Genomic DNA, 24,166 nt, shown 5'->3' with positions numbered 1-24,166 from the left:
CCAGGAGGATTTCGCTATGATGGGCCATCATGTACCGCGCCGTGACCCGCCAGATCGAAGTGACCGTCGAGCCGAGCTTTGTTCCGGAGCAGTCGTCGGCCGACCGCTCCCGCTATTTCTGGTCCTACACCATCGTCATCACCAATTCCGGCGACGAGACCGTGCAGCTGAAGACGCGGCACTGGATCATCACCGACGCCTCCGGCCGCCAGCAGGAGGTGAAGGGCGAGGGCGTCGTGGGTGAGCAGCCGATCCTGGCCCCCGGCGAGCGCTTCGAATACACCTCCGGCGTGCCGCTCACGACCGCCTCCGGCTTCATGACCGGCCGCTACCAGATGGTCAGCGAAAGCGGCGAGCGCTTCGAGATCGACGTGCCGACGTTCTCGCTGGACAGTCCGGACAACAAGCGGGTGTTGAACTAGCCTCCGATGTCATTGCTCGCGAAGGCGGAGAATCCAGCAAGCCGCGGCCTATCGGTTCAATCACTGTTCGGCTCAATCACTGTCGTCTCGGACTAATGGATCGCCCGATCACGGCCGGGCGATGACAGCGAGTACGTGCGAGCAGCCTCCCCAGCCTCGTCATTCCTAGCCTAGCTATGCGCGATGCCTAGGCGTCCTCCACGCCCGCCTCGTGCGGCGTGAACTGGTAGACCGACGAGCAGAACTCGCAGGTGACGACGACCTTGTCGTCCTTGACCATCGCGGCGCGATCGTCGGGCGAGAAGCTCTTGAGCATGGAGGCAACCGCATCGCGCGAGCAGGAGCACCGCGCTTCGAGAACCTGCGAATTGAATACGCGCACACCGCGCTCGTGGAAGAGGCGGAATAGCAGCCGCTCGCCGGAGAGCTCGGGATCGATCAGCTCGACGTCCTCGACGGTCTCGATCAGCGAGCGCGCCTCGACCCAGGCGTCGTCTTCGGCGACGCTGTGCACCTCGCTGCCCTCGGGCGCATCCCCGGGATGCAGGTCCGCCTGCCGCGCGCGCTCCGGCGCCTTGGGCAGAAACTGCATCAACATGCCACCGGCGCGCCAGCGATGCTTGCCGCCGTCGCTACTGCGCCATTCCTCGCCGACCGCAAGACGCACGCGCGTCGGGATCTGCTCGGAGCGGAGGAAATATTCGTGAGCGGCCTCTTCCAGGCTGCCGCCGTCGAGCGCGACCAGACCCTGGTAGCGGCTCATGTCGGGGCCCTGGTCGATGGTCATGGCGAGATGACCGCGGCCGAGCAGCGTGCCGGAATCTTTGGCGTCACCCAGACGCGCGGCATCGAAGCGCGCATAGGCGCGCAGGCGATCCGGCGCCATGTAGTCGACGACCAGGAACGACACCGGACCGTCGGTCTGGGCCTGAAGGATGAAGCGGCCCTCGAATTTCAGCGCCGAGCCGAGCAACGTCGTCAGCACGATGGCCTCGCCGAGCAGCTTGCCGACGGGAGCGGGATAATCGTGCTTGGTGAGAATGTCGTCGAGCGCCGGACCGAGCCGCACCAGGCGGCCGCGCACGTCGAGTGCGTCGACCTCGTAGGGCAGCACGGCGTCATCGATCGGAACCGGTGATGGCGCGCGAACCGGGCCTTCTGGCCCGGTTTTCATGTCAGGGGATTGGGAAACCATGGCCGTGTATCTGGGGTCGGAGGTGGGAAATGGAAGGGGGCGCGAGGGAGTGTTCCCGAGGCAGTTATGATCACACACGATACTGCTAATTCGGGGTCGTCCCGGCTTTCGCCAGGACGACGAACCAAACCCACTTCGCCTTCACCAGGCTGCGCTACTTCACCGCGTCAAAGCACCAGGCCAATATGCCCTTCTGCGCATGCAGGCGGTTTTCGGCCTCGTCGAACACGACCGATTGCGGGCCGTCGATCACTTCATCCGTGACCTCCTCGCCGCGATGGGCAGGCAGGCAGTGCATGAACAGCGCGTCGGGCTTGGCCAGCGACATCAGCTTGGCATTGACTTGGTAGGGCTTGAGCACGTTGTGGCGGTGCTCGCCTTCCTTGTCGCCCATCGACACCCAGGTGTCGGTGACGATGCAGTCGGCGCCCTTTACGGCGGCTTCCGGATCGGTGCCGAGCACGATCGGCGCATTGGTCATCTTGATCCAGTCGCGCATCGCCTTTTTCGGCGCGAGCTCCGGCGGCGTTGCGACGTTGAGCTGGAACTTGAAGCGCTCGGCGGCGTGGGCCCAGGACGCCAGCACGTTGTTGTCGTCGCCTGTCCAGGCCACCGTCTTGCCCTCGATCGGGCCGCGATGCTCCTCATAGGTCATGAGGTCGGCCATCACCTGGCAAGGGTGCGAACGGCGCGTCAGGCCGTTGATGACGGGCACGGTCGCATAGGCCGCAAGCTCCAGCAGCGCCTCGTGATTGAGGATGCGGATCATGATGGCGTCGACATAGCGCGACAGCACGCGCGCGGTGTCGGCGATGGTCTCGCCCCGGCCGAGCTGCATTTCGGCGCCGGTGAGCATGATGGGCTCGCCGCCGAGCTGGCGCATGGCGACGTCGAACGACACCCGCGTCCGCGTCGAGGGGCGCTCGAAGATCATCGCCAGCGTCTTGCCTTCGAGCGGCCTGACCGGCTGATGCGCCTTCTGCTTCGCCTTCATGGCGGAGGATGCGGCGAGCATGCGCTTGAGCTCCGACAGCGGGAGCTCGTTGATGTCGAGGAAGTGCTTTGGCGACTTGCTCATCAGCTTGCCGCCCGCTTGGTCTGACTGCACGAGATCGCCGCGCAGGCGCGCTCGAGCCGCCCGACGCTGTCCTCGATCTCGGCTTCGGTGACGATCAGCGGCGGCAGGAAGCGCACGACATTGTCGCCGGCGCCGACGGTGAGCAGCTTTTCGTTGCGCAGGGCGGCAACGAGATCACCCGAAGGCACGACCGCCTTGATGCCGATCAGGAGCCCCTCACCGCGGACTTCGCTGACGATATCAGGATAGCGATCGATCACCGAGGCGAGCTTCTGCTTGAGCAGCAGCGACATCCTCTGCACGTGATCGAAAAAGCCGGGCTCGAGCATGACGTCGAGCACGGCGTTCGCAGCGGAGATCGCGAGCGGATTGCCGCCGAAGGTCGAGCCGTGCGAGCCGGGCGTCATGCCGGAAGCCGCTTCCGCGGTGGCAAGACAAGCGCCGATCGGGAAGCCGCCACCGAGCGCTTTCGCCAGCGACATCACGTCGGGGGTAACGCCGAGACGGCGATGCGCGAACAGATCGCCGGTGCGGCCCATGCCGGTCTGCACCTCGTCGAACGCGAGCAACAGCCCCTTCTCGTCGCAGAGCTGACGCAGCGCCTTGAGGAAGGCGGGTGTTGACGAACGCACGCCGCCCTCGCCCTGGATCGGCTCGATCAGGATGCCGGCGGTCTGCGGACCGATCGCCTTCTTCACGGCCTCGATGTCGCCATGCGGGACTTGGTCGAAGCCATCCATGGGCGGGCCGAAACCTTCAAGATATTTTGCCGAGCCCGTCGCCGCCAGCGTCGCCAGCGTGCGGCCGTGGAAGGCGCCTTCGAAGGTGATCATGCGATAGCGATCGGGATGGCCCTTGGCGGCGTGATAGCGCCGCACGACCTTGATCACGCATTCCAACGCTTCGGCGCCGGAATTGCAGAAGAACACGAAGTCCGCGAAACTTTCGTTGCACAGACGCGTTGCAAGCCGTTCGCCATCGGGACTCTGGAACAGGTTCGACATGTGCCAGAGCCTGGTCGCCTGCTCCTGCAACGCCTTGACCAATGCGGGATGGGCGTGGCCGAGCGCGTTCACCGCGACGCCCGAGGTGAAATCGAGATAGCGATCGCCATTGGTCGCGATCAGCCAGCAGCCTTCGCCGCGCTCGAAGCCAAGGTCCGCCCTGGCGAAAACGGGAAGCAGATGCGGCGCGGCGCTGTTGGTCATGACCATCACTTGGATGTTGCATTTGGACGTTGAGACCTGCCTGGCATGCCTTGCGCAGCGCACCATTGACCGGTCCGGAAAACGAAACGTGCCGCCTTTTAAGGGCGGCACGCGTCACCATCTTATGCCTGGCAAGACGGGTGTCAATGCCGCCCGGAAAGCCTCGCGAAACGCCGAATCCGTAGTCTTGCGGTGCCGATCTTGCAGGGTTTTCACCACGGAACATGTGGAAGCGAGTCGGCGGACTCTTGCGCGGGAGTCACGCCATATTGTAGCGTTTGGACTGTCAGATACGACATCTCGTGCAGCGGTTCTGATCCCAAGAGTCCTCATGTACCGGCGTAAACGTTCGGGCGTCAGTCACGCGCCCGGCGAGCCTTAAGGGATTCTGACGGCACGGGTTTTTCAAGGCTTAAGCATTCGCTGTGAGGCCCCAGGATGGCGGCGCGCAACGAGGGAAAGGGTGCAATGACGGTTTTGACCTGGTCCGATGATCGCGTCGAGCAGCTGAAGAAGCTCTGGGAGGCCGGACTTTCGGCCAGCCAGATCGCGGCCGAGCTCGGCAATGTGACCCGCAATGCCGTGATCGGCAAAGTGCACAGGCTTGGCCTGTCGGGCCGCGCCAAGAGCCCTTCATCGGCAGCGCCGCGGCCGCGCAAGGCGCGGCCCGCGCAGCATATGATGCGGGTGACCCGGCCGATCTCGCGCGGCAACACCGCGCTGGCGCAGGCCTTCGAGGTCGAGGTGGAGGCCGAACCGGTCACCTACGACAACGTGGTGCCGATGAGCCAGCGGCTGTCGCTGCTGGAATTGAACGAGGCGACGTGCCACTGGCCGGTCGGCGATCCCTCCAGCCCGGACTTCTTCTTCTGTGGCGGCAAGGCGCTGTCAGGCCTGCCCTACTGCGCCCAGCACTCGCGCGTCGCCTATCAGCCGGCAGCGGATCGCCGGCGGGCGGCACCGAAGCCGAGCACGCGGTGATTATTTCCTGAGATCGAGCCGGCAGCCGTCACGCGGTGACGGCGCAACAAACCCGATGTCGTCCCGGACAAGCGTAGCGCCGATCCGGGACCGATAGCCACCGCAAGCCGTGGTTACGGGGCCTCGGAGTTACCTTTTTCGCGCAACAATGGGCCCGGGTCCCGGATCGGCGCTTCGCTCCGGACAACGCTGCGCGTTGCCGGAGCTACGCTTGTCCGGGACGACGGCCGAGATTGTTGACGCAGCTGGGCCTACGTCTGCTCCGCCTTTGCAAACCGATCATCCAGCGCATAACCCGCGCCGCGGACGGTACGGATCGGGTCCTGCTCGCGGCCGAGATTGAGCAGCTTGCGCAGGCGGCCGATATGGACGTCGACGGTGCGCTCGTCGATGTAGATGTCGCGGCCCCAGACGCTGTCGAGCAGCTGCTCGCGCGAGAACACGCGACCGGGATGCTCCAGGAAAAACTCCAGCAGGCGATATTCGGTCGGGCCGAGATCGATCGGCCGGCCCGAACGCGCGACGCGGCGCTTGTCGCGATCGAGCTCGATGTCGCCATAGGCGAGCACGGTGGCGAGCCGCTCGGGGCTTGCGCGCCGCAGAAGGCCCTTCACGCGCGCGAGCAGCTCCGGCACCGAGAACGGCTTGACGATGTAGTCGTCGGCGCCGGTCGCAAGACCCCGCACCCGCTCGCTCTCCTCGCCGCGCGCGGTCAGCATGATGATCGGGAGCTGCTTGGTCTCGGGACGGGTGCGCAGCCGCCGGCACAGCTCGATGCCGGACAGTCCCGGCAGCATCCAGTCGAGCACGATCAGATCGGGGATGTGTTCCTTAAGGCGGGTGTCGGCGTCGTCGCCGCGCATCACCGTCTCCACGTCATAGCCGTCGCCTTCGAGGTTGTAACGCAGAAGCTCGGTGAGAGCTTCCTCGTCCTCAACCACCATAATGCGTGCGCCCATGTTGTCGTCGCTCCCTAGGTATTCGGTACCGTCGTGGCGAAGGTCGTCATGTCGCCCTTCGGCCGCTTGTCGGTGATCGCCTGCCCCTCGATCATGTAGAACACGGTCTCGGCGATGTTGGTGGCGTGATCACCGATCCGCTCGATGTTCTTGGCGCAGAACATCAGATGGATGCAGAACGAGATGTTGCGCGGATCCTCCATCATATAAGTGAGGAGCTCGCGAAACAGAGAGGTGCAGATGGCGTCCACTTCCTCGTCGCCCTTCCACACTGCCATCGCCGCCGGCAAATCGTGCGCGGCATAGGCATCAAGCACCGACTTGACCTGCTGCTGCACGAGGTCGGTCATGTGCTCCAGGCCGCGGAACAGTTTCAGCGGATGGAAGTCTGTCTCCAGCGCCGCAACGCGCTTGCCCATGTTCTTGGCGAGGTCGCCGATGCGCTCAAGATCGGTGGCAACGCGCATGGCGCCGACGATCTCGCGCAAATCCACCGCCATCGGCTGGCGGCGGGCGATGGTGAGCACGGCGCGCTCCTCGATGCGCTTCTGAAGCGCGTCGAGCTCGGCATCGGTGGTGACGACGCGCTGGCCGAGCGCGACGTCGCGGCGGATCAGCGCGTCGACGGAATCGACGATCATGCGCTCGGCGATGCCGCCCATCTCGGCGACGAGGCGAGTGAGCTCCTGGAGGTCGGTATCGAAGGCCTTTGCGGTATGTTCAGTACCCATGTCCCGTCTCCTCAGCCGAACCGGCCGGTGATGTAATCCTGCGTACGCCGATCGCTCGGCGACGTGAAGATCTTGCTGGTGTCATCGAACTCGATCAGCTCGCCGAGATACATGAAGGCGGTTTTATCAGAGACGCGCGCCGCCTGCTGCATATTGTGGGTGACGATCGCGATCGTGTAGTTCTCGGACAATTCCTGGATCAGCTCCTCGACCTTGGCGGTCGAGATCGGGTCGAGCGCCGAGCAGGGCTCATCGAACAAGATCACTTCGGGCCGTACCGCGACCGTGCGGGCAATGCAGAGGCGCTGCTGCTGGCCGCCGGAGAGCGACAGGCCGGACGCGTTGAGCTTGTCCTTGACCTCGTTCCACAGCGCGCCGCCGCGCAGCGCCTTCTCGACGCGGTCGTCCATCTCGGACTTCGAGATCTTCTCATAGAGGCGGATGCCGAAGGCGATGTTCTCGTAGATCGTCATCGGGAACGGCGTCGGTTTCTGGAACACCATGCCGACCCGGGCGCGCAGCAGGTTGAGGTCCAGCTTGGGATCAAGGATGTTGGTCTGGTCGAGCAACAGCTGGCCGGTGGCGCGCTGGCCTGGATAGAGATCGTACATCCGGTTGAAGATGCGCAGCAGGGTCGACTTGCCGCAGCCCGACGGGCCGATGAAGGCCGTGACGCGGTTGGTGCCGAGGGCCAGATTGATGTTCTTCAGCGCGTGGTGCTCACCGTAGTAGAAATTGAGGTTGCGCGCGGTCACCTTGGCAGGCGCCTCGGGTAGCGGCTGTGAGCCGGGATGAACGGTCGGCGCACTTACGGAAACAGACATTTCACTCATTTTGCAGTCCTCTCGGCGCCAAGGATGCGCGCGCCAATGTTCAGGGCAAGCACGGTCAGGGTAATGAGCAGCGCCCCACTCCAGGCGAGCTGCTTCCAATAGGCGTAGGGGCTCTGCACGAAGTTGTTGATGGTGACAGGCAGGTTGGCCATCGTCTTGTCGAGACCGAGGCTGAAGAACTGGTTCGATAGCGCCGTGAACAGCAGCGGCGCGGTCTCGCCGGCGACGCGCGCAGTCGCCAGCAGCACGCCCGTGATCAGGCCGGAGCGCGCGGCACGATAGGCGATCCGTTTGATCACCAGCGAACGCGGCAGGCCGAGCGCGCTGGCGGCTTCACGCAGCGGGTTCGGCACCAGCAGCAACATGTCTTCGGTCGTGCGCACCACGACCGGGATCACGATCACGGCGAGCGCCAGCGCGCCGGCGATCGCCGAGAAGCCGCGCATCGGCACCACCACCGCGCCGTAGATGAACAGGCCGATGATGATCGAAGGCGCCGAGAGCAGGATGTCGTTGATGAAGCGGATCACCGAGGTCAGCTTGTCGTTGCGGCCGTACTCGGCGAGATAGGTGCCGGCGAACAGGCCGAGCGGCGCGCCGATGCCGACGCCGATCACGGTCATGATCAGCGAGCCGACGATGGCGTTGAGCAGACCGCCCTCGTTCGATCCGGGCGGGGGCGTGTTCTCGGTGAAGACCTGGTAGTTGAGCCCGGCCAGGCCATTGTAAAGCAGCGTGATCAAAATCAACGCGAGCCAAGTGACGCCGAAGGCGGCGGCTGCGATGCAGAGACCGCGGATGACGATGTCCCAGCGGCGACGGCGCGAATAGATCGGGTTCATGGCGTCACTTTCCGGCCTTGGTTTCCAGCCGCATCAGCATCAGCCGCGCGGCGGCGAGCACGAAGAACGTCAGTACGAACAGGAGCAGGCCGAGCAGGATCAGGCCGGACTGGTGCAGGCCGTCACTCTCGGCGAATTCGGAGGCGATCGCCGCCGAGATCGTGGTGCCCGGAGCGAAGATCGACGAGGAGATGCGGAACGAGTTGCCGATGATGAAGGTCACCGCCATCGTCTCGCCGAGCGCGCGACCTAGCGCCAGCATGACGCCGCCGATGATGCCGATGCGGGTGTAGGGGATCACCACGCTGCGGACGACTTCCCAGGTGGTGCAGCCGACGCCGTAGGCGGCTTCCTTCAGCACCGGCGGCACCGTCTTGAACACGTCGACCGAGATCGAGGTGATGAAGGGCAGCACCATGATGGCGAGGATCAGCGCGGCATTGAACAGGCTGAGATAGGACGGCGGACCTGCGAAGATCGCCCCCAGCACGGGGACGCCGTCGAAGACCCGTATCATGAAGGGCTGGAAGGTGTTGGCCAGGAACGGGCCCAGCACGAAGAAGCCCCACATGCCGTAGATGATCGAGGGAATGCCGGCGAGCAGCTCGATCGCCATGCCGATCGGGCGGCGCAGCCATTGCGGGCAAAGCTCGGTGAGGAAGATCGCAATACCGAGACCGACCGGAATGGCGATCAGCATCGCGATGAAGGAGGTGACGAGCGTGCCATACATCGGCCCGAGCGCGCCGAGCACGGGCGGATCGGCCGACGGCGCCCAGCGCTGCGTCCACAGGAACGAGAGGCCGTATTCCTTCATCGCGGGGAAGGCGCCGACGATCAGCGAAATGATGATGCCGCCGAGGATCAGCAGCACCGAGATCGCGGAAAGTCGCGTGATCCAGTAGAAGGTGACGTCGCCGAGCTTGAACGCGCTCAAGGCCTTGGCGCGGTCATATGGTCCGGCGTCGTCGATTACATCGCTCTGAACGGCCATCTCTGCCACGCCGATCCCCTGTACCCAGATTTATAGACGCTTGTTGCCGGTCCCGCGCCCCCGACACAGCACGACGCTGATCGGGGCCCGGTTGTTGTCCCGGCGCTGCGCAGCAGCGTTTCACGCTGCTGCGCGTCCGGGACATGAGAGCCGTTCGCCTCAGCTCTTGATCTCGGCGGCCCAGGTCTTCTCGATCAGCTGGACGACGCTGTCCGGCATCGGGATGTAGTCGAGTTCTTCAGCCGCCTTGCCACCGTTCTTGAACGCCCAGCGGAAGAACTTGATGGCTTCCTGGGAGGCGGCCTTGTCGGTCGCAGACTTGTGCATCAGGATGAACGTCGCCGCAGTGATCGGCCAGGACTTCTCGCCCGGCTGGTCGGTCAGGATGACGTAATAGCCAGGAGCCTTGGCCCAGTCGGCGTTGGAGGCGGCGGCCTGGAAGGCCTCGACGGTCGGCTGCACCGGCTTGCCGGCCTTGTTGACGAGACCGGTGTAGGTCAGCTTGTTCTGCTTGGCATAGGCGTACTCGACATAGCCGATCGAGTTCTTGGTCTGGCTGATGTTGCCCGACACGCCTTCGTTGCCCTTGGCGCCGACGCCGACCGGCCACTCCACTGCGGTGCCTTCGCCGACCTTGCTCTTCCAGTCCGCGCTGGCCTTGGAGAGATAGTTGGTGAAGTTGAAGGTGGTGCCCGAACCGTCGGAACGGCGGACCACGGTGATCGCCTCCGCGGGCAGCTTCACGTTCGGGTTGAGCTTTTTGATCGCGGCGTCGTCCCATTTGGTGATCTTGCCGAGATAGATGTTGGCCAGCGTCTCGCCGTCGAACACCAGCTCGCCGGGCTTCACGCCCTCGAGGTTGACGACGGGGACGATGGCGCCCATCACCATCGGCCACTGCACGAGGCCGTCCTTCTCGAGCTGCTCGGCCTTGAGCGGCGCGTCGCTGGCGCCGAAGGTCACGGTCTTCGCCAGGATCTGCTTGATACCGCCGCCGGAGCCGATCGACTGGTAATTCAGACCGTTGCCGGTCTCCTTCTTGTAGGCATCAGCCCACTTCGAATAGACCGGGAACGGGAACGTCGCACCGGCACCCGTGATATCGGCAGCAAAGGCCGCCGTCGCCGAGGCGGCGACCAAGCCGGCCGCGACGATCGTTTTGAGGAAATTCATGCTGGTCTCCATACAGGGGAGCGAAGCGCCATCCGCGCCCGATCGCGCTCCCCGCGCCGCCCCTTTAGGAGCGGTCGGCTGTGCTTTTACGAAGGTTTCGTGACAGCTGGATGACACCCTCAAGCGATTGGAATCGCTTGATTTTTACGAACCGAAGTCCTAGTCTGGGGAAAACAGGCTGTAAAAGTGGCGCCCTGCCGGGGGACGCTTTCGATCAGAAGCCGGCCGCGATGACGGTTAAGAATATGTTTCACCAGCGATAATCCGAGCCCGGTTCCGCCCTGCGCGCGGCTGTCGCCGACGTCGACCCGATAGAAGCGCTCGGTCAGCCGGGGCAGGTGCTCCGGTGCGATGCCGGGGCCGAAATCCCGGACCATGACGCGGATTTCCTGAGCCCCATCAGTGACCGCGCTTGAGGTCAGCGACACAATGACGCGTCCGCCCGATGCGCCGTATTTGAGCGCGTTCTCGATCAGGTTCTCGAACAGGCGGAGCAGCTCCTCGCGGTCGCCCGCGATCATCACGGCGGCTTCCGGCAGATGGGTCTCGACATCGACCTGACGCTCCCGCGCCAGCGGTTCGAGCCCGTCCGCGACTTGGCGGATGATCGGCAAGAGGTCGACCAGGGTGTCGGGGCGGACATGGGCCGACAGCTCGACCCGCGACAGCGACAGCAAATCGTCAATCAGGCGCGCCATGCGGGTGGCCTGGTTGTGCATGATGCCGAGGAAGCGCTCGCGCGCCTTTGGATCGTCCTTGGCCTGGCCCTGGAGTGTGTCGATGAAGCCCGACAGTGCGGCGAGCGGGGTGCGCAGCTCGTGGCTGGCATTGGCGACGAAATCGGCCCGCATCTCCTCGACGCGCCGCAGCGGCGTCTGGTCGTGGAAGGTCATCAGCATGCACTTGTCGGCGCCGCCGAAGGTGGTCGGCACCGGCACCGGCGTGATCATGAGCTCCATCCAGCGATCGACCGGAACATGATCGAGATAGGTCGCGCGCCGCGGCTCGGTGGTCGCGATCGCCTCGCGCAAGGCCGTGATAATCTCCGGCGAGCGCAGCGCGAATTGGGCAAGCTCGTTCCTGCGCAGCGCCGGCGCGAGCTGGGCGGCGGCGGCATTGAGGTGGATGACGCGGCCGGCGCGGTCGAGCAGCACCGCAGGATCCGGCATGCCGGCGACGACTGCGGCCACCGCCGCGCTCTCGACCGGATTGATGCGCCTGACGTCGTCGCGCGAGGCGGCGGGATCGTGCAGGCGCCAGGGAATCAGCGCCGCGGCTGCAATGCAGAGGAATACGATGGCAGCGTGCAGCACCGACAATTCGCCGAGCGAAACCACGACGGACAGCGCCAGCGCCGCGGCGATCAGGACGATGGTCGAGTGTCGCAGCCGGTCGGACCAGGGCTGGCTGGAGGGAGAAGATGGGGCGTCGATCGCCATCGGGGAGGGCTTCTCCTAAAAGGCCTGCGCCGGTCAGGCGCCGCTGTCGCTGCGCTCTCTCACATAGGCGGCCTCACGCGCCGGTCCGGGGTCGAGCTTGAGCGCCGCCTGCTGCAAGCGCTTCGAACGTGCGCCGATTATAACTTCGCGAAACGTCAGCAAGATTACAGATATGACGAAGGGGGACAGATAATAGAGGACGCGGAACAGGAGCATCCCACCCAGAAGCTCCTCCCGGTCCATCTGCCAGAGGCCGACCAGCATGGCGGCGTCGAACACGCCAAGACCTCCGGGTGAATGGCTGGCAAAGCCGAGCAGTGTCGCCGAGACGAAGATCACTGCGACCACGACGAAGCCGAGATTGGGCTCGTCCGGGACCAGCACGTACATCGCGAGCGCGCAGAAACCGAGATCGACAATGCCGATCGCGATCTGGAGCAGCGTCAGCGGGCCGCCCGGCAGCACCACGGTCCAAGGCCCGCGGCCGACCACCCGCGGCTGGGTCCAGACCCAGACCACATAGGCGACCAGCCCCACGATGATCATCAGCGCCAGCGTCCGGTTCAGCCAGGCCGGCAGCTGGTCGATCGCGGCGGCGGCCTCCGGATGGTAGGAGATGCCGAGGCCGAGCACGGCGGCATTGCCGAGCCAGAAGGTCAGGCCGGCGAGGAAGCAGATCTTGGCGACGTCGATCGCGTTCAGCCCATAGGCCGAATAGATGCGGTAGCGCACCGCACCGCCAGTGAAGACGCTGGCGCCGACATTGTGGCCGATCGAATAGCTGGTGAAGGCGGCAAGCGCGTTAATCCGGTAGGGCACGTGGGCGTGCCCGATCGCCCGCGTGGCGAACATGTCGTAGAAGGTCAGGGTGAAATAGCCCGCGGCCACGAACAGCGCCGCCATCGCAATCTGGCTCGGCTCGGTGCTTTTGATCGCCTCGATGACCTCGTTGCGATCGATGCCTCGCAGCATGTGGTAGAGCACATAGCAAGCGATGCCGATGACCGCGACGCTGATCGCAACTCCAAGCTTATGCAGGACTTGCTTCTGGCGCAGAAACGTCATCGCCCTGCGGATGGCTTCCAGCATCTAGACCTCGAACAACGCTTCAGCGGCCAGGGTGGCCGGCGGACAGGCGGACGACGCACGGGCACTCGACGAAGCCTCGCCGCCGGCTCCGGCATCGCGCATGCCCCCTGCCCCTCCACTAGCGCGTTTTCGGACGAAGTGGAATTCGCCAATTCGAACAAAAACACGTGCCTTCAATGTTTTAGGCAGGTTGGGGGCTCCTGATGCAAGGTTTGGCGCTTTCGGCGGCAAGGCTTAATGCGAATCTCCTTGGCAATCCTGCGCAGACGCCATGAAGTTTTGATGATTTCAACCGCACAATGTTCCGTCACGGCTTAAGCCGACGTCAATCTATTGGGCACGCCGGCCTGTTGAAAGAGGGGCCGACCCGGATATTGTTCACGGATTCGAATGCGCCGGAGGGTGCTGGGCGCAGAATGGACTCAAGGCGCGGTTACATAGCCGCGGCGATGAGCGCCGGCCTGATCCTCGAAAATCGCCATGGCCGTGGTCATCCGCCGGAAGCCCAGACGTTCGTAAAAACCCTCTTTGCCGGGGACCGCGTAGAGGATGATTTTGCGATGGCTCCGGCATCGCACAAGCAAGCGCTCGATGATCTCGCGGCCGAGGCCCTGTCCCTGACGATCAGGGTGCACGGCAACATCGCAGAGATAGGCGCAGTCGCGACCGTCGGCCAGCACGCGCCCGGCACCGATCAGCCGCCCCTCGTCGCAGGCAAAGGTGCGAAACATGCTGTTGCCGAACACGAGCGCAAGATCGGCCGGCGTCTTGTGGCCGAGCGGCGCGATGCGATAGAGCTCGGAAAGCTCATGCCAATCCACGGCGGCGAGATCGTCGGTCCAGGCAATCGACATTTGCAAAGCCCTCCCCGCGTCAGTGCCGCGCGGCCGCGACCGCCGCGACGATATCATCGTCGTCGGGAAAGTGCCCCTTGCTGCGGCTGGCGACGATCCGGTCGCCGAGCCTGATCTGGAAGATCCCGCTCTTGCCGGGGACGAGGTCCGACTCCAGCGCCAGTTGCCGGCGGAGCGCCGCAGCCACGTCTCTGGCGCGCTTCTCGTATCCGCACGGGCGGCAACAAATGATGGTCACGTCAGACATCTCGTCCTCCTTCAAGCCGCGAGTTGCGGACGCACCGCTTCGATGCCGGCGATCCAGCCGGCGACCGAGCGGCCAATCGCTTCAGCGTGATCCTCCTGAAGATAGTGATGACAGAGGCAAGCTCCGCCAATCGGTCAGGGGCTTCAGGCCGCTGGCGGCGTGCTTCGCGAGACCACCCTGTCGCGCAGCCAGGCACCGATGGTGCAACCCACGAGATAACACGCGAACATGATCAGGCCGAGGTCGAGCCAATAGCCGAAGCGGCCGGGGACCACGTGCGCAAACGAAGCCGCGACCATGGCGGCGGCAAGCGCGGCGAGCCACCGCGCGGTCACCTTCGAGGTGCCGTTGCCGCGCTGGACCACGGAGATCCAGCCCATGCAGAAGCCCAGCAGCAGCGAGCCGACCAGCCAACCCATATGGAACGAAGCCAGGTAGGGCATCATCACCTCACCAGAAATTCGATGCGGCGGTTCTGCGCCTTGCCCTCGTCGGTGTCGTTGCCGGCGAGGGGCTGCGTGCTGCCGTGGCCGACCGCAGTGAAGCGGCTGGCGGGCAGGCCTGCCTTGACCAGATAATCGATCACCGCCTGCGCGCGCTTCTCCGAGAGAGCCAGGTTGAAGGAATCCTCGCCGTCGCCGTCGGTATGCCCGACGACCTCGATATTGGCGGTGGGGCAGCGCAACGCCGTCTCGATCAGATGGTCGAGAATGCCGGCGGAATCCGGATCGATATCGGCGCGCTTCGCCGTGAAGCGGATCTTGCCCTTGGCCAGGAGATCCGAGAACAATTGCTGGCACACGGTGCCGTCGACGGGGCCTGCCGCAGGCTTCACCGTGATCTCCGGCTTGTATTGCCAGTTCTTCGGGAAGTCCTTGCCTGGCCCTGCGCGGATGTCGTTGGCGGCACCTTCATAGAGTGCATCGCCCGACAGCTTCACCTCGCGATCCGTGACCACGAGCGTGCCGGTGGACAGCCGCGACAGCGCGCCGAGCGCTGCGACAACGGCGGTGTTGAACGAGCCGGGCGCGCCGATGCTGGCCTTGAGATTGTCCACGACCTTCTCGTTGAAGAACTTTCGCGAGGCGCTGGTTGCGATTGCCGCGTGCACATTGCTGTCCGGGACATAGCCTGTCAGCGTCACCGTCGCGGCCACCGGATCCTTGTAGGCCTGGAAGATGTAGGGCGGCGCCTTGACGTCGTTGGCGGCGATCGAAAAACCCTCTGGCAGGTTTTTCAGTGCGGCCGCAATCGCCTCGCGACCACCGAGTTCGCGCGCCATGCCCGACAGGTTGACCTTGGTGTCCGTTATCGTGATCTTGCCGTCCTTGAGCTTGCCGATCTGATCGAGCAGCAAGGTCGCGGCGGCCTCGAACCGTGGCGGCGCACCGCGCGCCAGGCCCATCCGATCGGTCACCTCGACGCCGGCGACTTCCTTGCGCGCTGCCTCGGTCAGACGCGCCCGCATCGAGGGCAGCGGCGCGGAGCCCGACAGGGTCACCCGCACCACGTCACGTTCGGCATTCCAGACGAAGGGTTTGGCCTCGGGAACAAGACGGGTCCGGTCGTCGACCAGCCGCACACCGGGGACGGCTTCGACCGCCATCACGGCGTCGCGGCGTCCCTCCTCGGAGAACGCATCCGCCGCCAGGCTGACGTCGCGGCCGTCGACCGCGATCCAGGTCTTGTCCAAAACGGTATCCTTGAGCGCCGCCGCGCTGCGGGCCGACAGGTCCGCCTCGACCGGCAACGTGTTGTTCCAGGCCGCAAATCCCCACATGACGACAAGGGGGATCAGCCCCGGCCACCATTTGCTGGCCCACCTGAAAAGCTTCTGCATTCGACGACCCGAACTCTGGAACCGGAGACAAAACAAACCCTTGGCAGGCTGTCAAACCGGAAATGGTGCCCTTCTGGCGGCCCGGCGTCGACAATTGGAATAACTTTTTGTTCAAGGGTTCTCCCGTAAGTTGAAGGCGGAATGCCAGAGTCCGCCAGCCGGCCATGAAGCAACTGCGTAACAACGTCATCCGCGCCGGGCTGGAAGCACTCTATTTCAGCGGGGCGCACCATCTGTTGCGCCCGCTTTTGTCGGGCGTCGGTGCCATTTTCATGCTGCACCATGTGCGGCCGGCCCGCGAGGCCGCATTCCAGCCGAACCGTCATCTCGAGGTCACGCCCGAATTCCTGCGCGCCACGCTGTGCCATCTGCGCGCGCGCGACATCGACATCATCGACATGGACGAGCTGCATGAGCGGCTGGTGCAGGGCCGGTTCGATCGCCGCTTCGCCGCCTTCACTCTCGACGACGGCTATCGCGACAATCTCGATCATGCGCTGCCGGTGCTGCGCGAATTTGACGCGCCTCTCGCGGTCTATGTCGCGAGCGATTTCGCCGAGGGCACCGGACGTCTGTGGTGGACGGCGCTGGAAGCGGTGATCGCCAAGGCCGAGCAGATCGACGTGAAAATAGGCCATTCCACGCTGCGGCTGGATGCGACGACGCCCGCCGCCAAGCAGGCGGCATTCAACCGCTTGCACGACTGGCTGCGCGCGCTGCCGGGCGAACACGATCTCAAGCGCGAGATCGAAGGCCTCTGCACGAATTACGGCGTCGACATGGAAGCTCTCTGCCGCAGCCTCTGCCTGTCGTGGGACGAGGTGAAGACATTGGCCGCCGATCCCCTGGTCACGATCGGCGCACACAGCATCACCCATTGCAATCTCGCCAAACAGGCAGAGGGGATCGCCGCGCACGAGATGGCGGTGAGCCGCGCACGGATCGAGCAAACCCTCGGCCGTCCCGTGCAGCACTTCGCCTATCCCTATGGCGACCGTGAAGCGGCGGGCGCGCGTGAATTCGCGCTCGCTGCGGCAGCCGGGTTCAAGACGGCAGTGACCACGCGGCCCGGCATGCTGTTCGCCGAAAACGCCGGCCAAATGACCGCGCTGCCGCGCGTCTCGCTCAACGGCAACTACCAGGACACACGAATTCTGCCGGTGCTGACCTCGGGCGCCGCGACCGCGATGTGGAACGGCTTTCGCAGGATTGCGGCGGCCTAGCATCAACCGCATCCGTCCGGGCGGCGGCCGGGACGACACCGAGCGGATCAATGCGCCCAAGCGCTCCGAGACGACAAGATTGACTCCCCTCCCGGCCGCGCCCACAACGCGTGACAACCGAAGGGAGGCACCATGTTCAACGATCTGTTTTCGCTCAATAGCCGCGTTGCGCTCGTGACCGGTGGCTCGCGCGGCATCGGCAAGATGATCGCGGCGGGCTTTCTCAGTGCAGGTGCTGCGAAGGTCTACATCACCGCGCGCAAGGCAGGACCATGCGAGCAGACCGCCAAGGAGCTCACCGCGCGATATGAGGGCGAATGCATCGCGCTGCCGATCGATATCTCGACGGTTGCCGGCGCCGAACTGCTGGCGACCGAGTTCAGCAAGCGTGAGTCGAAGCTCGACATCCTCGTCAACAATGCGGGCGCGGCCTGGGGTGCGGATTTCGACGAGTTTCCGGAGAGCGGCTGGGACAAAGTGATGAACCTCAACGTCAAGGCGCCGTTCTTCCTGACCAAGGCGCTGGCCAGCCCCTTGCGCGCGGCAGCCTCCGCCGAACGGCCGGCGAAGGTGATCAACATCGCCTCGATCGACGGCATCTTCGTCAATCCGATGGAGACCTATTCCTATGCCGCGAGCAAGGCCGGACTGATCCATCTGACCCGGCGCATGGCGGTCAAGCTGATCTCCGACCACGTCGTGGTCACGGCGATCGCGCCGGGGCCGTTCCAGTCCGACATGAACCGCGCCGCGCGCGACCATGGCGACGAGGTCGCAACGCGGGTGCCCGCCGGGCGCATCGGCACCGACGAGGACATGGCGGGCGCCGCGATCTATCTCGCCTCGCGCGCGGGGGATTACGTCGTAGGCACCACCATCGCGGTCGACGGCGGCATCGTCTATGCGAATCCGGGGATCAAGGGGAGCGGATGGGATAGCTGAGGGGCTGCGGGGGCTCGATGTTTTCGCGCCGTCATGCCCCGGCTTGACCAGGGCATCCAGTACGCCGCGGCTTCTCGGTTCAACACCGACGCCTCTGGAATACTGCATCACCCGCTTTCGCGGGTGATGACACCGTTTGTGTTGCGCGAGCCTCAGGCCCTGGCGGTTACGACTCGATCTTCACATACTCGAAATCGCCGGGCTTGTTGTCGATGCCGACCTTTGGCGGCGCAATCCAGGAGGCGAACTTGCCGGTTTCGGTGACGGGCTGCATCAAGGAGGTGATGAAGTCGCCGTCGCTTGCCGACGGCAGCCATTCGTCCTTGCGCTTGGCCCAGGTCGTATCGTCGATCAGGATGCCGTCGGGCGTGGCATGGATATCCTTGAACTCGCCGATGTGGCGGTGGAAGGCGACATTGGGCAGGGTCAGCTTGTAGTCGTAGCCCGCGGTCGAGATCACCTTGTTCCAGCGCAGCATGCCCTTGACGCAGTCCTGGCTGTAATCGTCGCGCAGGCGCATGTTGAGCGCGGTCAGTGCCGGCTCGTCGACCAGCTTGATCTCGCCGTTGATGAACTTGAGCACCGGATAGGTGGCGTTCTTGAGCTGGTGATCGTCCTCGATCTGGGTCTCGTGATAGCGGCCCTTGATGCCGGCGTTGAAGGCATTGGCCGCATTGGTCGACACTTCCGAGCCGAACAGGTCGAGCGATAGGGTATAGTGCAAATTCAGCTTCTTCTGGATGGTCGGCAGGTCGATCACCCCTAACGCGCGGACTCTTGCGATGTCGGTGGGGTCGGAGATGCCGGCTTCGCGCATGGCATCGCAGGTGCGCTGCACGACGCGGGTGATGCCGGTCTCGCCGACGAACATGTGGTGCGCCTCTTCCGTGAGCATGAAGCGGCAAGTGCGCGACAACGGATCGAAGCCCGACTGCGCCAGCGAATGCAGCTGCATCTTGCCGTCACGATCGGTGAAATAGGTGAACATGAAGAAGGACAGCCAGTCCGGCGTCGCCTCGTTGAAGGCGCCCAGCATGCGCGGCGCATCGGCATCGCCGGAGCGCCGGCGCAGCAAATCGTCCGCTTCTTCGCGGCCGTCGCGGCCAAAATATTTCTGGAGCAGATAGACCATCGCCCAGAGGTGGCGGCCTTCCTCGACATTGACCTGGAACAGATTGCGCATGTCATAGAGCGACGGCGCGGTCTTGCCGAGATGGCGCTGCTGCTCGACCGAGGCGGGCTCGGTGTCGCCCTGGATCACGATCAGGCGGCGCAGCATGGCGCGATGCTCGCCCGGGACTTCCTGCCAGGCCGGCTCGCCGTAATGCTCGCCGAACGGCACGACGCGGTTCTCTTCCTGCGGCGCCAGCAAAATGCCCCAGCGATATTCGGGCATGCGGACATAGTCGAACTTGGCCCAGCCGCGCGGATCGACCGAATAAGCGGTGCGCAAGTACACCAGCGATTCCTGGAAGCCCTCCGGGCCCATATCGCTCCACCAATCCATGTAACCGGGATGCCAGCCTTCCAGCGCTTTGAGGACCTGGCGGTCTTCGGCGAGATTGACGTTGTTCGGGATCTTGGTCGAGTAGTCGACGTTCATGATGTTCATGGTGGACCTCCCGTGGGGGACTGATTACTTGACAACTGTCATCATCTTGCGGGCTCGCGAGTAGCGAATGGTGAGCAGCGAATGGACTCTTCTAGTCGCCATTCGCCACTCCTATTCGCTAGACTCGCGTCATATCGAATTTCGGCTTCTGACCGCTGCCGTAACGGCGCAGCGCGCCTTCTTCGCCGACAGCGTTGGGGCGCTGGAAGATCCAGTTCTGCCACGCGGTGAGGCGCGCGAAAATTTTTGATTCCATCGTCTCAGGACCGACGAAACGCAGGCTCGCTTCCATGCCGGTGAGGCTGTCGGGCGAGAAACTGGCGCGCTCCTCGAGGAACACGCGGACCTCGTCGTCCCAATCGATGTCGTCGAGCGCGAAGGTGACGAGGCCGAGTTCTTCCGCCTGCTCGGCGTCGAGCGCGGTGCCGAGTGTCGCCTCCGCGCGCGCGACATCGGACGGATCGGCCTGGAAGCGCGATTGAAGCCGCGTCAGCCCGTGGCTCATCGGATAGGGACCGAAATTCATCGCGGACAGTTCGATCGACGGCGGCGGACGGTTGTCGCCCTGACGCGTGCCGATCAGCATGTAGGAGCGGTCGGCGGCGAACACGAGTTCCGCGAGCGTGCCGGCGAAGCAGGAGCCGGGCTCGACCAGCGCGACCAGCGTGCGCGAGGTGACGTCGATGCGCTTGAGGACTCGCTTCCAGTAGTGCCTGATTTCGTTGACCAGCCAGTGCGCCTTGTTGGCTTCGAGGAAGACGTCGCTGGCGAGCACATGGGCGCGGTCACCATGGCTCTTGAACACCAGCATGGCGATCTCGAGCTCGTTGATGCGCAGATGCAGGATGGCGTCGTCGAGCTCGCGCGCGACCTGGAGCGGCCAGAACGAAGCCCCTTGTGCCATCATGCCGTCAATGTCGGCCGGCGGCGCCGCTTCCGGCGCCTTGATGGAGATCGTAGCGATGCGCGCGGTGCGATCGATGTCGATCGTGACGAAGCCGTAGCGGATGCTGGTCTCGTCGATCAGGCGCTTGAGCGGCGTCAGCGCGACGCCCTTGCCGCTTCCCTTGCGCTTCGAGGCGGCCGCGAATTCCTTGGCCCGCTCGGCGATCCTCGCCTCCAGCTTTGAGTTCGGCGCGATCTCATCGACGAGGCGCCATCGCACGGCGCGCTTGCCCTTCACGCCCTCCTCGATGGTGCAGAAGAAATCGGCGTGGTCGCGGCGCACTTTTCGCTTGTCGACGACGCGGGTCAGTCCGCCGGTGCCGGGCAGCACGGCGAGCAAAGGCACCTCGGGTAGGGCAACGGCAGACGAACCGTCATCGGCGAGGATGATGTAGTCGGTCGCAAGCGCGAGCTCATAGCCGCCGCCGGCCGCTGAGCCGTTCACCACGGTGATGAAGCGCTGGCCGGAATTCTCCGAGGAATCCTCCATGCCATTGCGGGTCTCGTTGGTGAACTTGCAGAAATTGACCTTGTGAGCGTGGGTGGAGCCGGCGAGCATGCGGATGTTCGCGCCGGCGCAGAACACGCGGTTTTTGGCCGAGCGCATCACGACGACCTTCACCTCGGGATGCTCGAAGCGCAGCCGCTGGATCGCATCCGCGAGCTCGATGTCGACACCGAGATCGTAGGAGTTGAGCTTGAGAAGATAGCCTTCGAACAGACCGCCATTCTCGTCGACATCCATCGTCAGCGTCGCGACCTCGCCGTCGAATGCGAGCTTCCAATGCCGGTAGCGGGACGGGTCTGTCTGGAAATCGATGAACGTCGCGCCGCCTGCGAGGCGCCGATCTTCCCCGGCCATGGGTCACACCCTAAGCTTGATTATGCATTTTCGCGTAGCGTTAGATGCACAATAATGCATCTTTTTGGATGCGTCTAGCCCTTGGCCGCCACGTCATGCACTTTGTTTCATGCCAATGCCGGCCATGGCCGCGTTGATATTACGAGCCCGTTCCGGTCCTACGGGCCTCGGACCTGTCACGCCGCCGCCATCATGCGGCGCGTCCTTGCAGGCCCTGATCGTCGCGCAGGGCCGCTTTCGCGAATTGCGCGATCGCCTCGAGCGTCGCCGCCGGCGCCTCTCGATGCGGGGAATGCCCCGCACTTGAAATGATTTTCACATCGACCGGGCAGTAGCACTCCTCCTGCGCGATCTCGACCTGACGCAGGGTGCCGTATTGGTCCTCCACGCCCTGCAGGACCATGACGGGAACGCGGATGTAGGCGAGGTATTCCGAGATGTCCCAGTCGCGGAATTTTGGATCGAGCCAGGCGCCGTTCCACCCATAGAAGGCGTTGTCGACGTCCTGATGCCAGCGCGCGAGCTTGGCCCTAAGGTCCGTGGTCTCGAAGGCCGTCTTGATCGCGGCGATGGATTTCACCGAGACGTCCTCGACGATGAAATGCGGCGCGATCAGCACGAGGCCGCTGAGGCGATGATCCTGATGCGCACCGGCATAGATCGTCGCGATCGAGGCGCCGTCGGAATGGCCGAGCAGGAGGCCGCGCTTGAAGCCGATCATGTCGAGCAGCCTCGGCAGCACGTCGAGCGCCTCGCGCTGCATGTAATCGAGCGGCCGCGGCAGCGTGACCTTGCTCGACTGGCCATAGCCTGCGCGCGAATAGACGAAGATGCCGGCGCCTGTGGCTTGCTGAAGCTTGTCCGGGAAGTCGCCCCAGAGGCCGACCGAGCCGAGGCCTTCGTGCAGCATGACGATGGTGGGAGCCTCGGTGGACGATGGCGCGAGCCATTTGTATTCGAGGCTGGCGGTGCCGATGTCGAGGAAGCCGGTGAGGGCGAGGTTGGTCATGCTGTCGTTCCCGTTCTTTGCGTCATTCCGGACAGCTCGCAGCGCGAGCTGATCCGGAATCTCGAGATTGTCTTGGAGGCTCGAGATTCCGGGTTCGACGCTTCGCATCGCCCCGGAATGACGAGCGACTAATGCGCGCCCTCCCGCAGCTTGAACCGCTGAATCTTCCCGGTCGCCGTCTTCGGCAGCGAATCCACCACGTCGATCCAGCGCGGATATTTCCACGGGCCGATCTTCTGCTTGACGTGCTCCTTCAGCATCTCCTGCAAGTCCGTCGTCTTCGCACCCGGACGCAGCACGACGAAGGCTTTTGGCTTCAATAGCCCTTCCGGATCGGCCTCAGGCACGACAGCGGCTTCCAGCACGGCGGGGTGTGTGATCAGTGCGCTCTCGACCTCGAAGGGCGAGACCCAGATGCCGGAGACCTTGAACATGTCGTCGGCACGGCCGCAGAAGGTATAGCGGCCCTCGGCATCCCTGACATATTTGTCGCCGGTTCGGGTCCACGGGCCTTCAAAAGTACGGCGGCTCTTGTGGCGTTGATTCCAGTAACCCTCGCCAGCGGAGGGCGCATCGACCAGGAGCTCGCCGATCTCGCCATCGGCGACGTCCTCGCCGGCCTCGTTGACGAGCCGCACTGCATAGCCCGGCACCGGCTTGCCGGAGGAGCCGTACTTGATGTCGCCGGGCGCGTTCGACAGGAAGATGTGGAGCAGCTCGGTCGAGCCGACACCGTCAAGAATGTCGACGCCGAAGCGCGCCTTCCAGCTAAGACCAACGGATTCCGGCAGCGCCTCGCCGGCCGAGGTGCAGATGCGCAACGCCTTGCCGCAGCGCTCGGCCTTCATCGTCTCGTCGTTGAGCATGGCCGCGAACAGCGTCGGCACGCCGTAGAAGATCGAGGGATTGTAGCGGTTCATCAGATCGAACATGCGTGCCGGCGTCGGCCGCTCGCTGTTCAGGATCACGCTGGCGCCGACCGACATCGGGAAGGTCAGCGCATTGCCGAGGCCATAGGCGAAGAACAGTTTTGCGGCGGACAGGCAGACGTCGCTCTCGCGGATGCCGAGCACCTGCTTCGCGTAGGTATCCGCGGTCGCCTGCAAGTTCGAATGCAGATGGCGCACGCCCTTGGGCATGCCGGTGGAGCCCGACGAATAGAGCCAGAACGCCGGCTCGTCCGGATGTGTCGCGGCGGTGGTGAACTGGTCGCTCTCGCCCGCGAGCTCCTCGGCGAGCTGCCTGTGGCCGTTCTGCTTGGCGCCGGAGACCACAACGTGCTCGAGATTGGGCATGCGGCCGACGACGTCCTTGATGACGGGATAGAGCGCCTCGGACACGAACAGCACACGGGCGCGGCAATCGGCGAGAATGTAGGCGTACTGATCGGAGGTCAGCAGCGTGTTGAGCGGCACCGGCACGATGCCGGCGCGGATCGCGCCGAGGAACACGATCGGGAAGTCGACCGTATCCAACATGATCATCGCCACGCGCTCCTCGCGACGGATGCCGAGCCGGCGCAGCATGTTCGCGGCGCGGCGCGTCTGGTGCTGCAGTTCGCCATAGGTGAGCCGCGAGACGGTGTCGTCGAAGACGGGCTTGCCTCCCCTGCCCTCTTCGACGTTACGGTCGAGCAGCCAGGTCACCGCGTTGTAGGATCCCTCGCTCACGGACGTCTCCCCAATTTA

The 24,166-nt window shown here is 64.4% G+C and carries 23 protein-coding genes and 1 pseudogene; 4 read left to right on the top strand and 20 right to left on the bottom strand.

The window, feature by feature from the left end; translation table 11 throughout:
- The first annotated feature begins 29 nt into the window (after window positions 1-29).
- Window positions 30-422, top strand: a complete 393-nt coding sequence (gene apaG / locus IVA98_RS11680) for a Co2+/Mg2+ efflux facilitator ApaG/CorD (protein WP_247307753.1) — start codon at window positions 30-32, stop codon at window positions 420-422.
- A 187-nt stretch (window positions 423-609) separates the two neighbouring features.
- Here apaG and IVA98_RS11675 read toward each other — a convergent pair whose 3' ends face one another.
- The 3 genes from IVA98_RS11675 to IVA98_RS11665 all read right to left on the bottom strand — a co-directional run bounded on the left by IVA98_RS11675 (window position 610) and on the right by IVA98_RS11665 (window position 3,903).
- Window positions 610-1,617 (bottom strand): Hsp33 family molecular chaperone, encoded by a 1,008-nt coding sequence (locus IVA98_RS11675; protein WP_247307750.1) that lies wholly within the window; start codon window positions 1,615-1,617, stop codon window positions 610-612.
- Between the two features lie 154 nt (window positions 1,618-1,771).
- Complete coding sequence (argF, locus tag IVA98_RS11670; protein ID WP_247307747.1) at window positions 1,772-2,695, bottom strand: ornithine carbamoyltransferase; 924 nt, start codon at window positions 2,693-2,695, stop codon at window positions 1,772-1,774.
- Window positions 2,695-3,903 (bottom strand): aspartate aminotransferase family protein, encoded by a 1,209-nt coding sequence (locus IVA98_RS11665; RefSeq protein ID WP_247307744.1) that lies wholly within the window; start codon window positions 3,901-3,903, stop codon window positions 2,695-2,697. Before IVA98_RS11665 ends, argF begins: the two co-directional genes overlap by 1 nt.
- Before the next feature lie 468 nt (window positions 3,904-4,371).
- On the opposite strand from IVA98_RS11665, the gene IVA98_RS11660 reads away from it, so the two are divergent.
- Window positions 4,372-4,884, top strand: coding sequence for a GcrA family cell cycle regulator (locus IVA98_RS11660; protein ID WP_247281831.1), 513 nt, complete (start codon window positions 4,372-4,374; stop codon window positions 4,882-4,884).
- Between the two features lie 251 nt (window positions 4,885-5,135).
- Here IVA98_RS11660 and phoB read toward each other — a convergent pair whose 3' ends face one another.
- From phoB to IVA98_RS11600, 13 genes and pseudogenes are all read right to left on the bottom strand, one after another.
- Complete coding sequence (gene phoB, locus IVA98_RS11655; protein WP_008143479.1) at window positions 5,136-5,843, bottom strand: phosphate regulon transcriptional regulator PhoB; 708 nt, start codon at window positions 5,841-5,843, stop codon at window positions 5,136-5,138.
- A 14-nt stretch (window positions 5,844-5,857) separates the two neighbouring features.
- Window positions 5,858-6,574, bottom strand: a complete 717-nt coding sequence (gene phoU / locus IVA98_RS11650) for a phosphate signaling complex protein PhoU (protein WP_091884957.1) — start codon at window positions 6,572-6,574, stop codon at window positions 5,858-5,860.
- Window positions 6,575-6,585: 11 nt separating this feature from the next.
- Window positions 6,586-7,407, bottom strand: coding sequence for a phosphate ABC transporter ATP-binding protein PstB (gene pstB, locus IVA98_RS11645; protein WP_008541003.1), 822 nt, complete (start codon window positions 7,405-7,407; stop codon window positions 6,586-6,588).
- Window positions 7,404-8,249, bottom strand: coding sequence for a phosphate ABC transporter permease PstA (gene pstA, locus IVA98_RS11640; protein ID WP_247281832.1), 846 nt, complete (start codon window positions 8,247-8,249; stop codon window positions 7,404-7,406). The genes pstB and pstA overlap by 4 nt, the downstream gene beginning before the upstream one ends.
- Window positions 8,250-8,253: 4 nt before the next feature.
- A complete protein-coding gene (pstC, locus tag IVA98_RS11635; protein ID WP_247308154.1) occupies window positions 8,254-9,243 on the bottom strand; it encodes a phosphate ABC transporter permease subunit PstC in 990 nt (329 codons plus the stop codon).
- Between the two features lie 159 nt (window positions 9,244-9,402).
- Window positions 9,403-10,416 (bottom strand): phosphate ABC transporter substrate-binding protein PstS, encoded by a 1,014-nt coding sequence (gene pstS / locus IVA98_RS11630; protein ID WP_247354869.1) that lies wholly within the window; start codon window positions 10,414-10,416, stop codon window positions 9,403-9,405.
- A 119-nt stretch (window positions 10,417-10,535) separates the two neighbouring features.
- On the bottom strand, window positions 10,536-11,855 hold the full coding sequence (locus IVA98_RS11625; protein WP_247354868.1) for an ATP-binding protein: 1,320 nt from the start codon (window positions 11,853-11,855) through the stop codon (window positions 10,536-10,538).
- A 33-nt stretch (window positions 11,856-11,888) separates the two neighbouring features.
- Complete coding sequence (locus IVA98_RS11620; protein WP_247307737.1) at window positions 11,889-12,944, bottom strand: putative bifunctional lysylphosphatidylglycerol flippase/synthetase; 1,056 nt, start codon at window positions 12,942-12,944, stop codon at window positions 11,889-11,891.
- Between the two features lie 422 nt (window positions 12,945-13,366).
- Window positions 13,367-13,798, bottom strand: coding sequence for a GNAT family N-acetyltransferase (locus IVA98_RS11615; RefSeq protein ID WP_247354867.1), 432 nt, complete (start codon window positions 13,796-13,798; stop codon window positions 13,367-13,369).
- Between the two features lie 19 nt (window positions 13,799-13,817).
- The gene (locus tag IVA98_RS11610) at window positions 13,818-14,045 is read right to left on the bottom strand and encodes a SelT/SelW/SelH family protein (RefSeq protein WP_247307731.1); all 228 of its coding nucleotides are present in this window, start codon (window positions 14,043-14,045) and stop codon (window positions 13,818-13,820) included.
- A gap of 11 nt (window positions 14,046-14,056) precedes the next feature.
- Window positions 14,057-14,152: pseudogene (locus IVA98_RS37565) on the bottom strand (haloalkane dehalogenase); the annotation flags it as partial.
- Between the two features lie 36 nt (window positions 14,153-14,188).
- Window positions 14,189-14,488 (bottom strand): hypothetical protein, encoded by a 300-nt coding sequence (locus IVA98_RS11605; protein ID WP_247308152.1) that lies wholly within the window; start codon window positions 14,486-14,488, stop codon window positions 14,189-14,191.
- Between the two features lie 2 nt (window positions 14,489-14,490).
- The gene (locus IVA98_RS11600) at window positions 14,491-15,885 is read right to left on the bottom strand and encodes an OmpA family protein (protein WP_247307728.1); all 1,395 of its coding nucleotides are present in this window, start codon (window positions 15,883-15,885) and stop codon (window positions 14,491-14,493) included.
- Window positions 15,886-16,049: 164 nt separating this feature from the next.
- On the opposite strand from IVA98_RS11600, the gene IVA98_RS11595 reads away from it, so the two are divergent.
- Window positions 16,050-17,108 (top strand): polysaccharide deacetylase family protein, encoded by a 1,059-nt coding sequence (locus tag IVA98_RS11595; RefSeq protein WP_247307726.1) that lies wholly within the window; start codon window positions 16,050-16,052, stop codon window positions 17,106-17,108.
- Between the two features lie 132 nt (window positions 17,109-17,240).
- Entirely contained in the window at window positions 17,241-18,050 is an 810-nt protein-coding gene (locus IVA98_RS11590; RefSeq protein ID WP_247307724.1) for an SDR family oxidoreductase, read from the top strand.
- Window positions 18,051-18,216: 166 nt separating this feature from the next.
- Here IVA98_RS11590 and boxB read toward each other — a convergent pair whose 3' ends face one another.
- The 4 genes from boxB to IVA98_RS11570 form a co-directional block, all read right to left on the bottom strand.
- Window positions 18,217-19,653, bottom strand: coding sequence for a benzoyl-CoA 2,3-epoxidase subunit BoxB (gene boxB, locus IVA98_RS11585; RefSeq protein WP_247308150.1), 1,437 nt, complete (start codon window positions 19,651-19,653; stop codon window positions 18,217-18,219).
- Between the two features lie 127 nt (window positions 19,654-19,780).
- Window positions 19,781-21,469 (bottom strand): 2,3-epoxybenzoyl-CoA dihydrolase, encoded by a 1,689-nt coding sequence (gene boxC, locus IVA98_RS11580; protein WP_247307723.1) that lies wholly within the window; start codon window positions 21,467-21,469, stop codon window positions 19,781-19,783.
- A 190-nt stretch (window positions 21,470-21,659) separates the two neighbouring features.
- Window positions 21,660-22,478 (bottom strand): alpha/beta fold hydrolase, encoded by an 819-nt coding sequence (locus IVA98_RS11575; protein WP_247307722.1) that lies wholly within the window; start codon window positions 22,476-22,478, stop codon window positions 21,660-21,662.
- Window positions 22,479-22,606: 128 nt separating this feature from the next.
- Window positions 22,607-24,148 carry a benzoate-CoA ligase family protein gene (locus IVA98_RS11570; RefSeq protein WP_247332398.1) on the bottom strand — a complete coding sequence of 514 codons (1,542 nt, stop codon included), beginning with the start codon at window positions 24,146-24,148 and terminating at the stop codon, window positions 22,607-22,609.
- Window positions 24,149-24,166: the final 18 nt, after the last annotated feature.

Origin of the sequence: Bradyrhizobium sp. 160 (genome assembly GCF_023073735.1) — a bacterium.
GTDB lineage: Bacteria > Pseudomonadota > Alphaproteobacteria > Rhizobiales > Xanthobacteraceae > Bradyrhizobium.
Note: the sequence above shows the minus strand (reverse complement) of the source record. Positions and strands in the feature narration are given on the sequence as shown.

What these genes read in the sequence shown, in the direction of transcription:
- apaG (WP_247307753.1), top strand. Translation starts at nt 30, where the DNA reads ATGTACCGCGCCGTGACCCGCCAGATCGAAGTGACCGTCGAGCCGAGC.
- IVA98_RS11675 (WP_247307750.1), bottom strand. Translation starts at nt 1,617, where the DNA reads ATGGTTTCCCAATCCCCTGACATGAAAACCGGGCCAGAAGGCCCGGTT.
- argF (WP_247307747.1), bottom strand. Translation starts at nt 2,695, where the DNA reads ATGAGCAAGTCGCCAAAGCACTTCCTCGACATCAACGAGCTCCCGCTG.
- IVA98_RS11665 (WP_247307744.1), bottom strand. Translation starts at nt 3,903, where the DNA reads ATGACCAACAGCGCCGCGCCGCATCTGCTTCCCGTTTTCGCCAGGGCG.
- IVA98_RS11660 (WP_247281831.1), top strand. Translation starts at nt 4,372, where the DNA reads ATGACGGTTTTGACCTGGTCCGATGATCGCGTCGAGCAGCTGAAGAAG.
- phoB (WP_008143479.1), bottom strand. Translation starts at nt 5,843, where the DNA reads ATGGGCGCACGCATTATGGTGGTTGAGGACGAGGAAGCTCTCACCGAG.
- phoU (WP_091884957.1), bottom strand. Translation starts at nt 6,574, where the DNA reads ATGGGTACTGAACATACCGCAAAGGCCTTCGATACCGACCTCCAGGAG.
- pstB (WP_008541003.1), bottom strand. Translation starts at nt 7,407, where the DNA reads ATGAGTGAAATGTCTGTTTCCGTAAGTGCGCCGACCGTTCATCCCGGC.
- pstA (WP_247281832.1), bottom strand. Translation starts at nt 8,249, where the DNA reads ATGAACCCGATCTATTCGCGCCGTCGCCGCTGGGACATCGTCATCCGC.
- pstC (WP_247308154.1), bottom strand. Translation starts at nt 9,243, where the DNA reads ATGGCCGTTCAGAGCGATGTAATCGACGACGCCGGACCATATGACCGC.
- pstS (WP_247354869.1), bottom strand. Translation starts at nt 10,416, where the DNA reads ATGAATTTCCTCAAAACGATCGTCGCGGCCGGCTTGGTCGCCGCCTCG.
- IVA98_RS11625 (WP_247354868.1), bottom strand. Translation starts at nt 11,855, where the DNA reads ATGGCGATCGACGCCCCATCTTCTCCCTCCAGCCAGCCCTGGTCCGAC.
- IVA98_RS11620 (WP_247307737.1), bottom strand. Translation starts at nt 12,944, where the DNA reads ATGCTGGAAGCCATCCGCAGGGCGATGACGTTTCTGCGCCAGAAGCAA.
- IVA98_RS11615 (WP_247354867.1), bottom strand. Translation starts at nt 13,798, where the DNA reads ATGTCGATTGCCTGGACCGACGATCTCGCCGCCGTGGATTGGCATGAG.
- IVA98_RS11610 (WP_247307731.1), bottom strand. Translation starts at nt 14,045, where the DNA reads ATGTCTGACGTGACCATCATTTGTTGCCGCCCGTGCGGATACGAGAAG.
- IVA98_RS11605 (WP_247308152.1), bottom strand. Translation starts at nt 14,488, where the DNA reads ATGCCCTACCTGGCTTCGTTCCATATGGGTTGGCTGGTCGGCTCGCTG.
- IVA98_RS11600 (WP_247307728.1), bottom strand. Translation starts at nt 15,885, where the DNA reads ATGCAGAAGCTTTTCAGGTGGGCCAGCAAATGGTGGCCGGGGCTGATC.
- IVA98_RS11595 (WP_247307726.1), top strand. Translation starts at nt 16,050, where the DNA reads ATGAAGCAACTGCGTAACAACGTCATCCGCGCCGGGCTGGAAGCACTC.
- IVA98_RS11590 (WP_247307724.1), top strand. Translation starts at nt 17,241, where the DNA reads ATGTTCAACGATCTGTTTTCGCTCAATAGCCGCGTTGCGCTCGTGACC.
- boxB (WP_247308150.1), bottom strand. Translation starts at nt 19,653, where the DNA reads ATGAACGTCGACTACTCGACCAAGATCCCGAACAACGTCAATCTCGCC.
- boxC (WP_247307723.1), bottom strand. Translation starts at nt 21,469, where the DNA reads ATGGCCGGGGAAGATCGGCGCCTCGCAGGCGGCGCGACGTTCATCGAT.
- IVA98_RS11575 (WP_247307722.1), bottom strand. Translation starts at nt 22,478, where the DNA reads ATGACCAACCTCGCCCTCACCGGCTTCCTCGACATCGGCACCGCCAGC.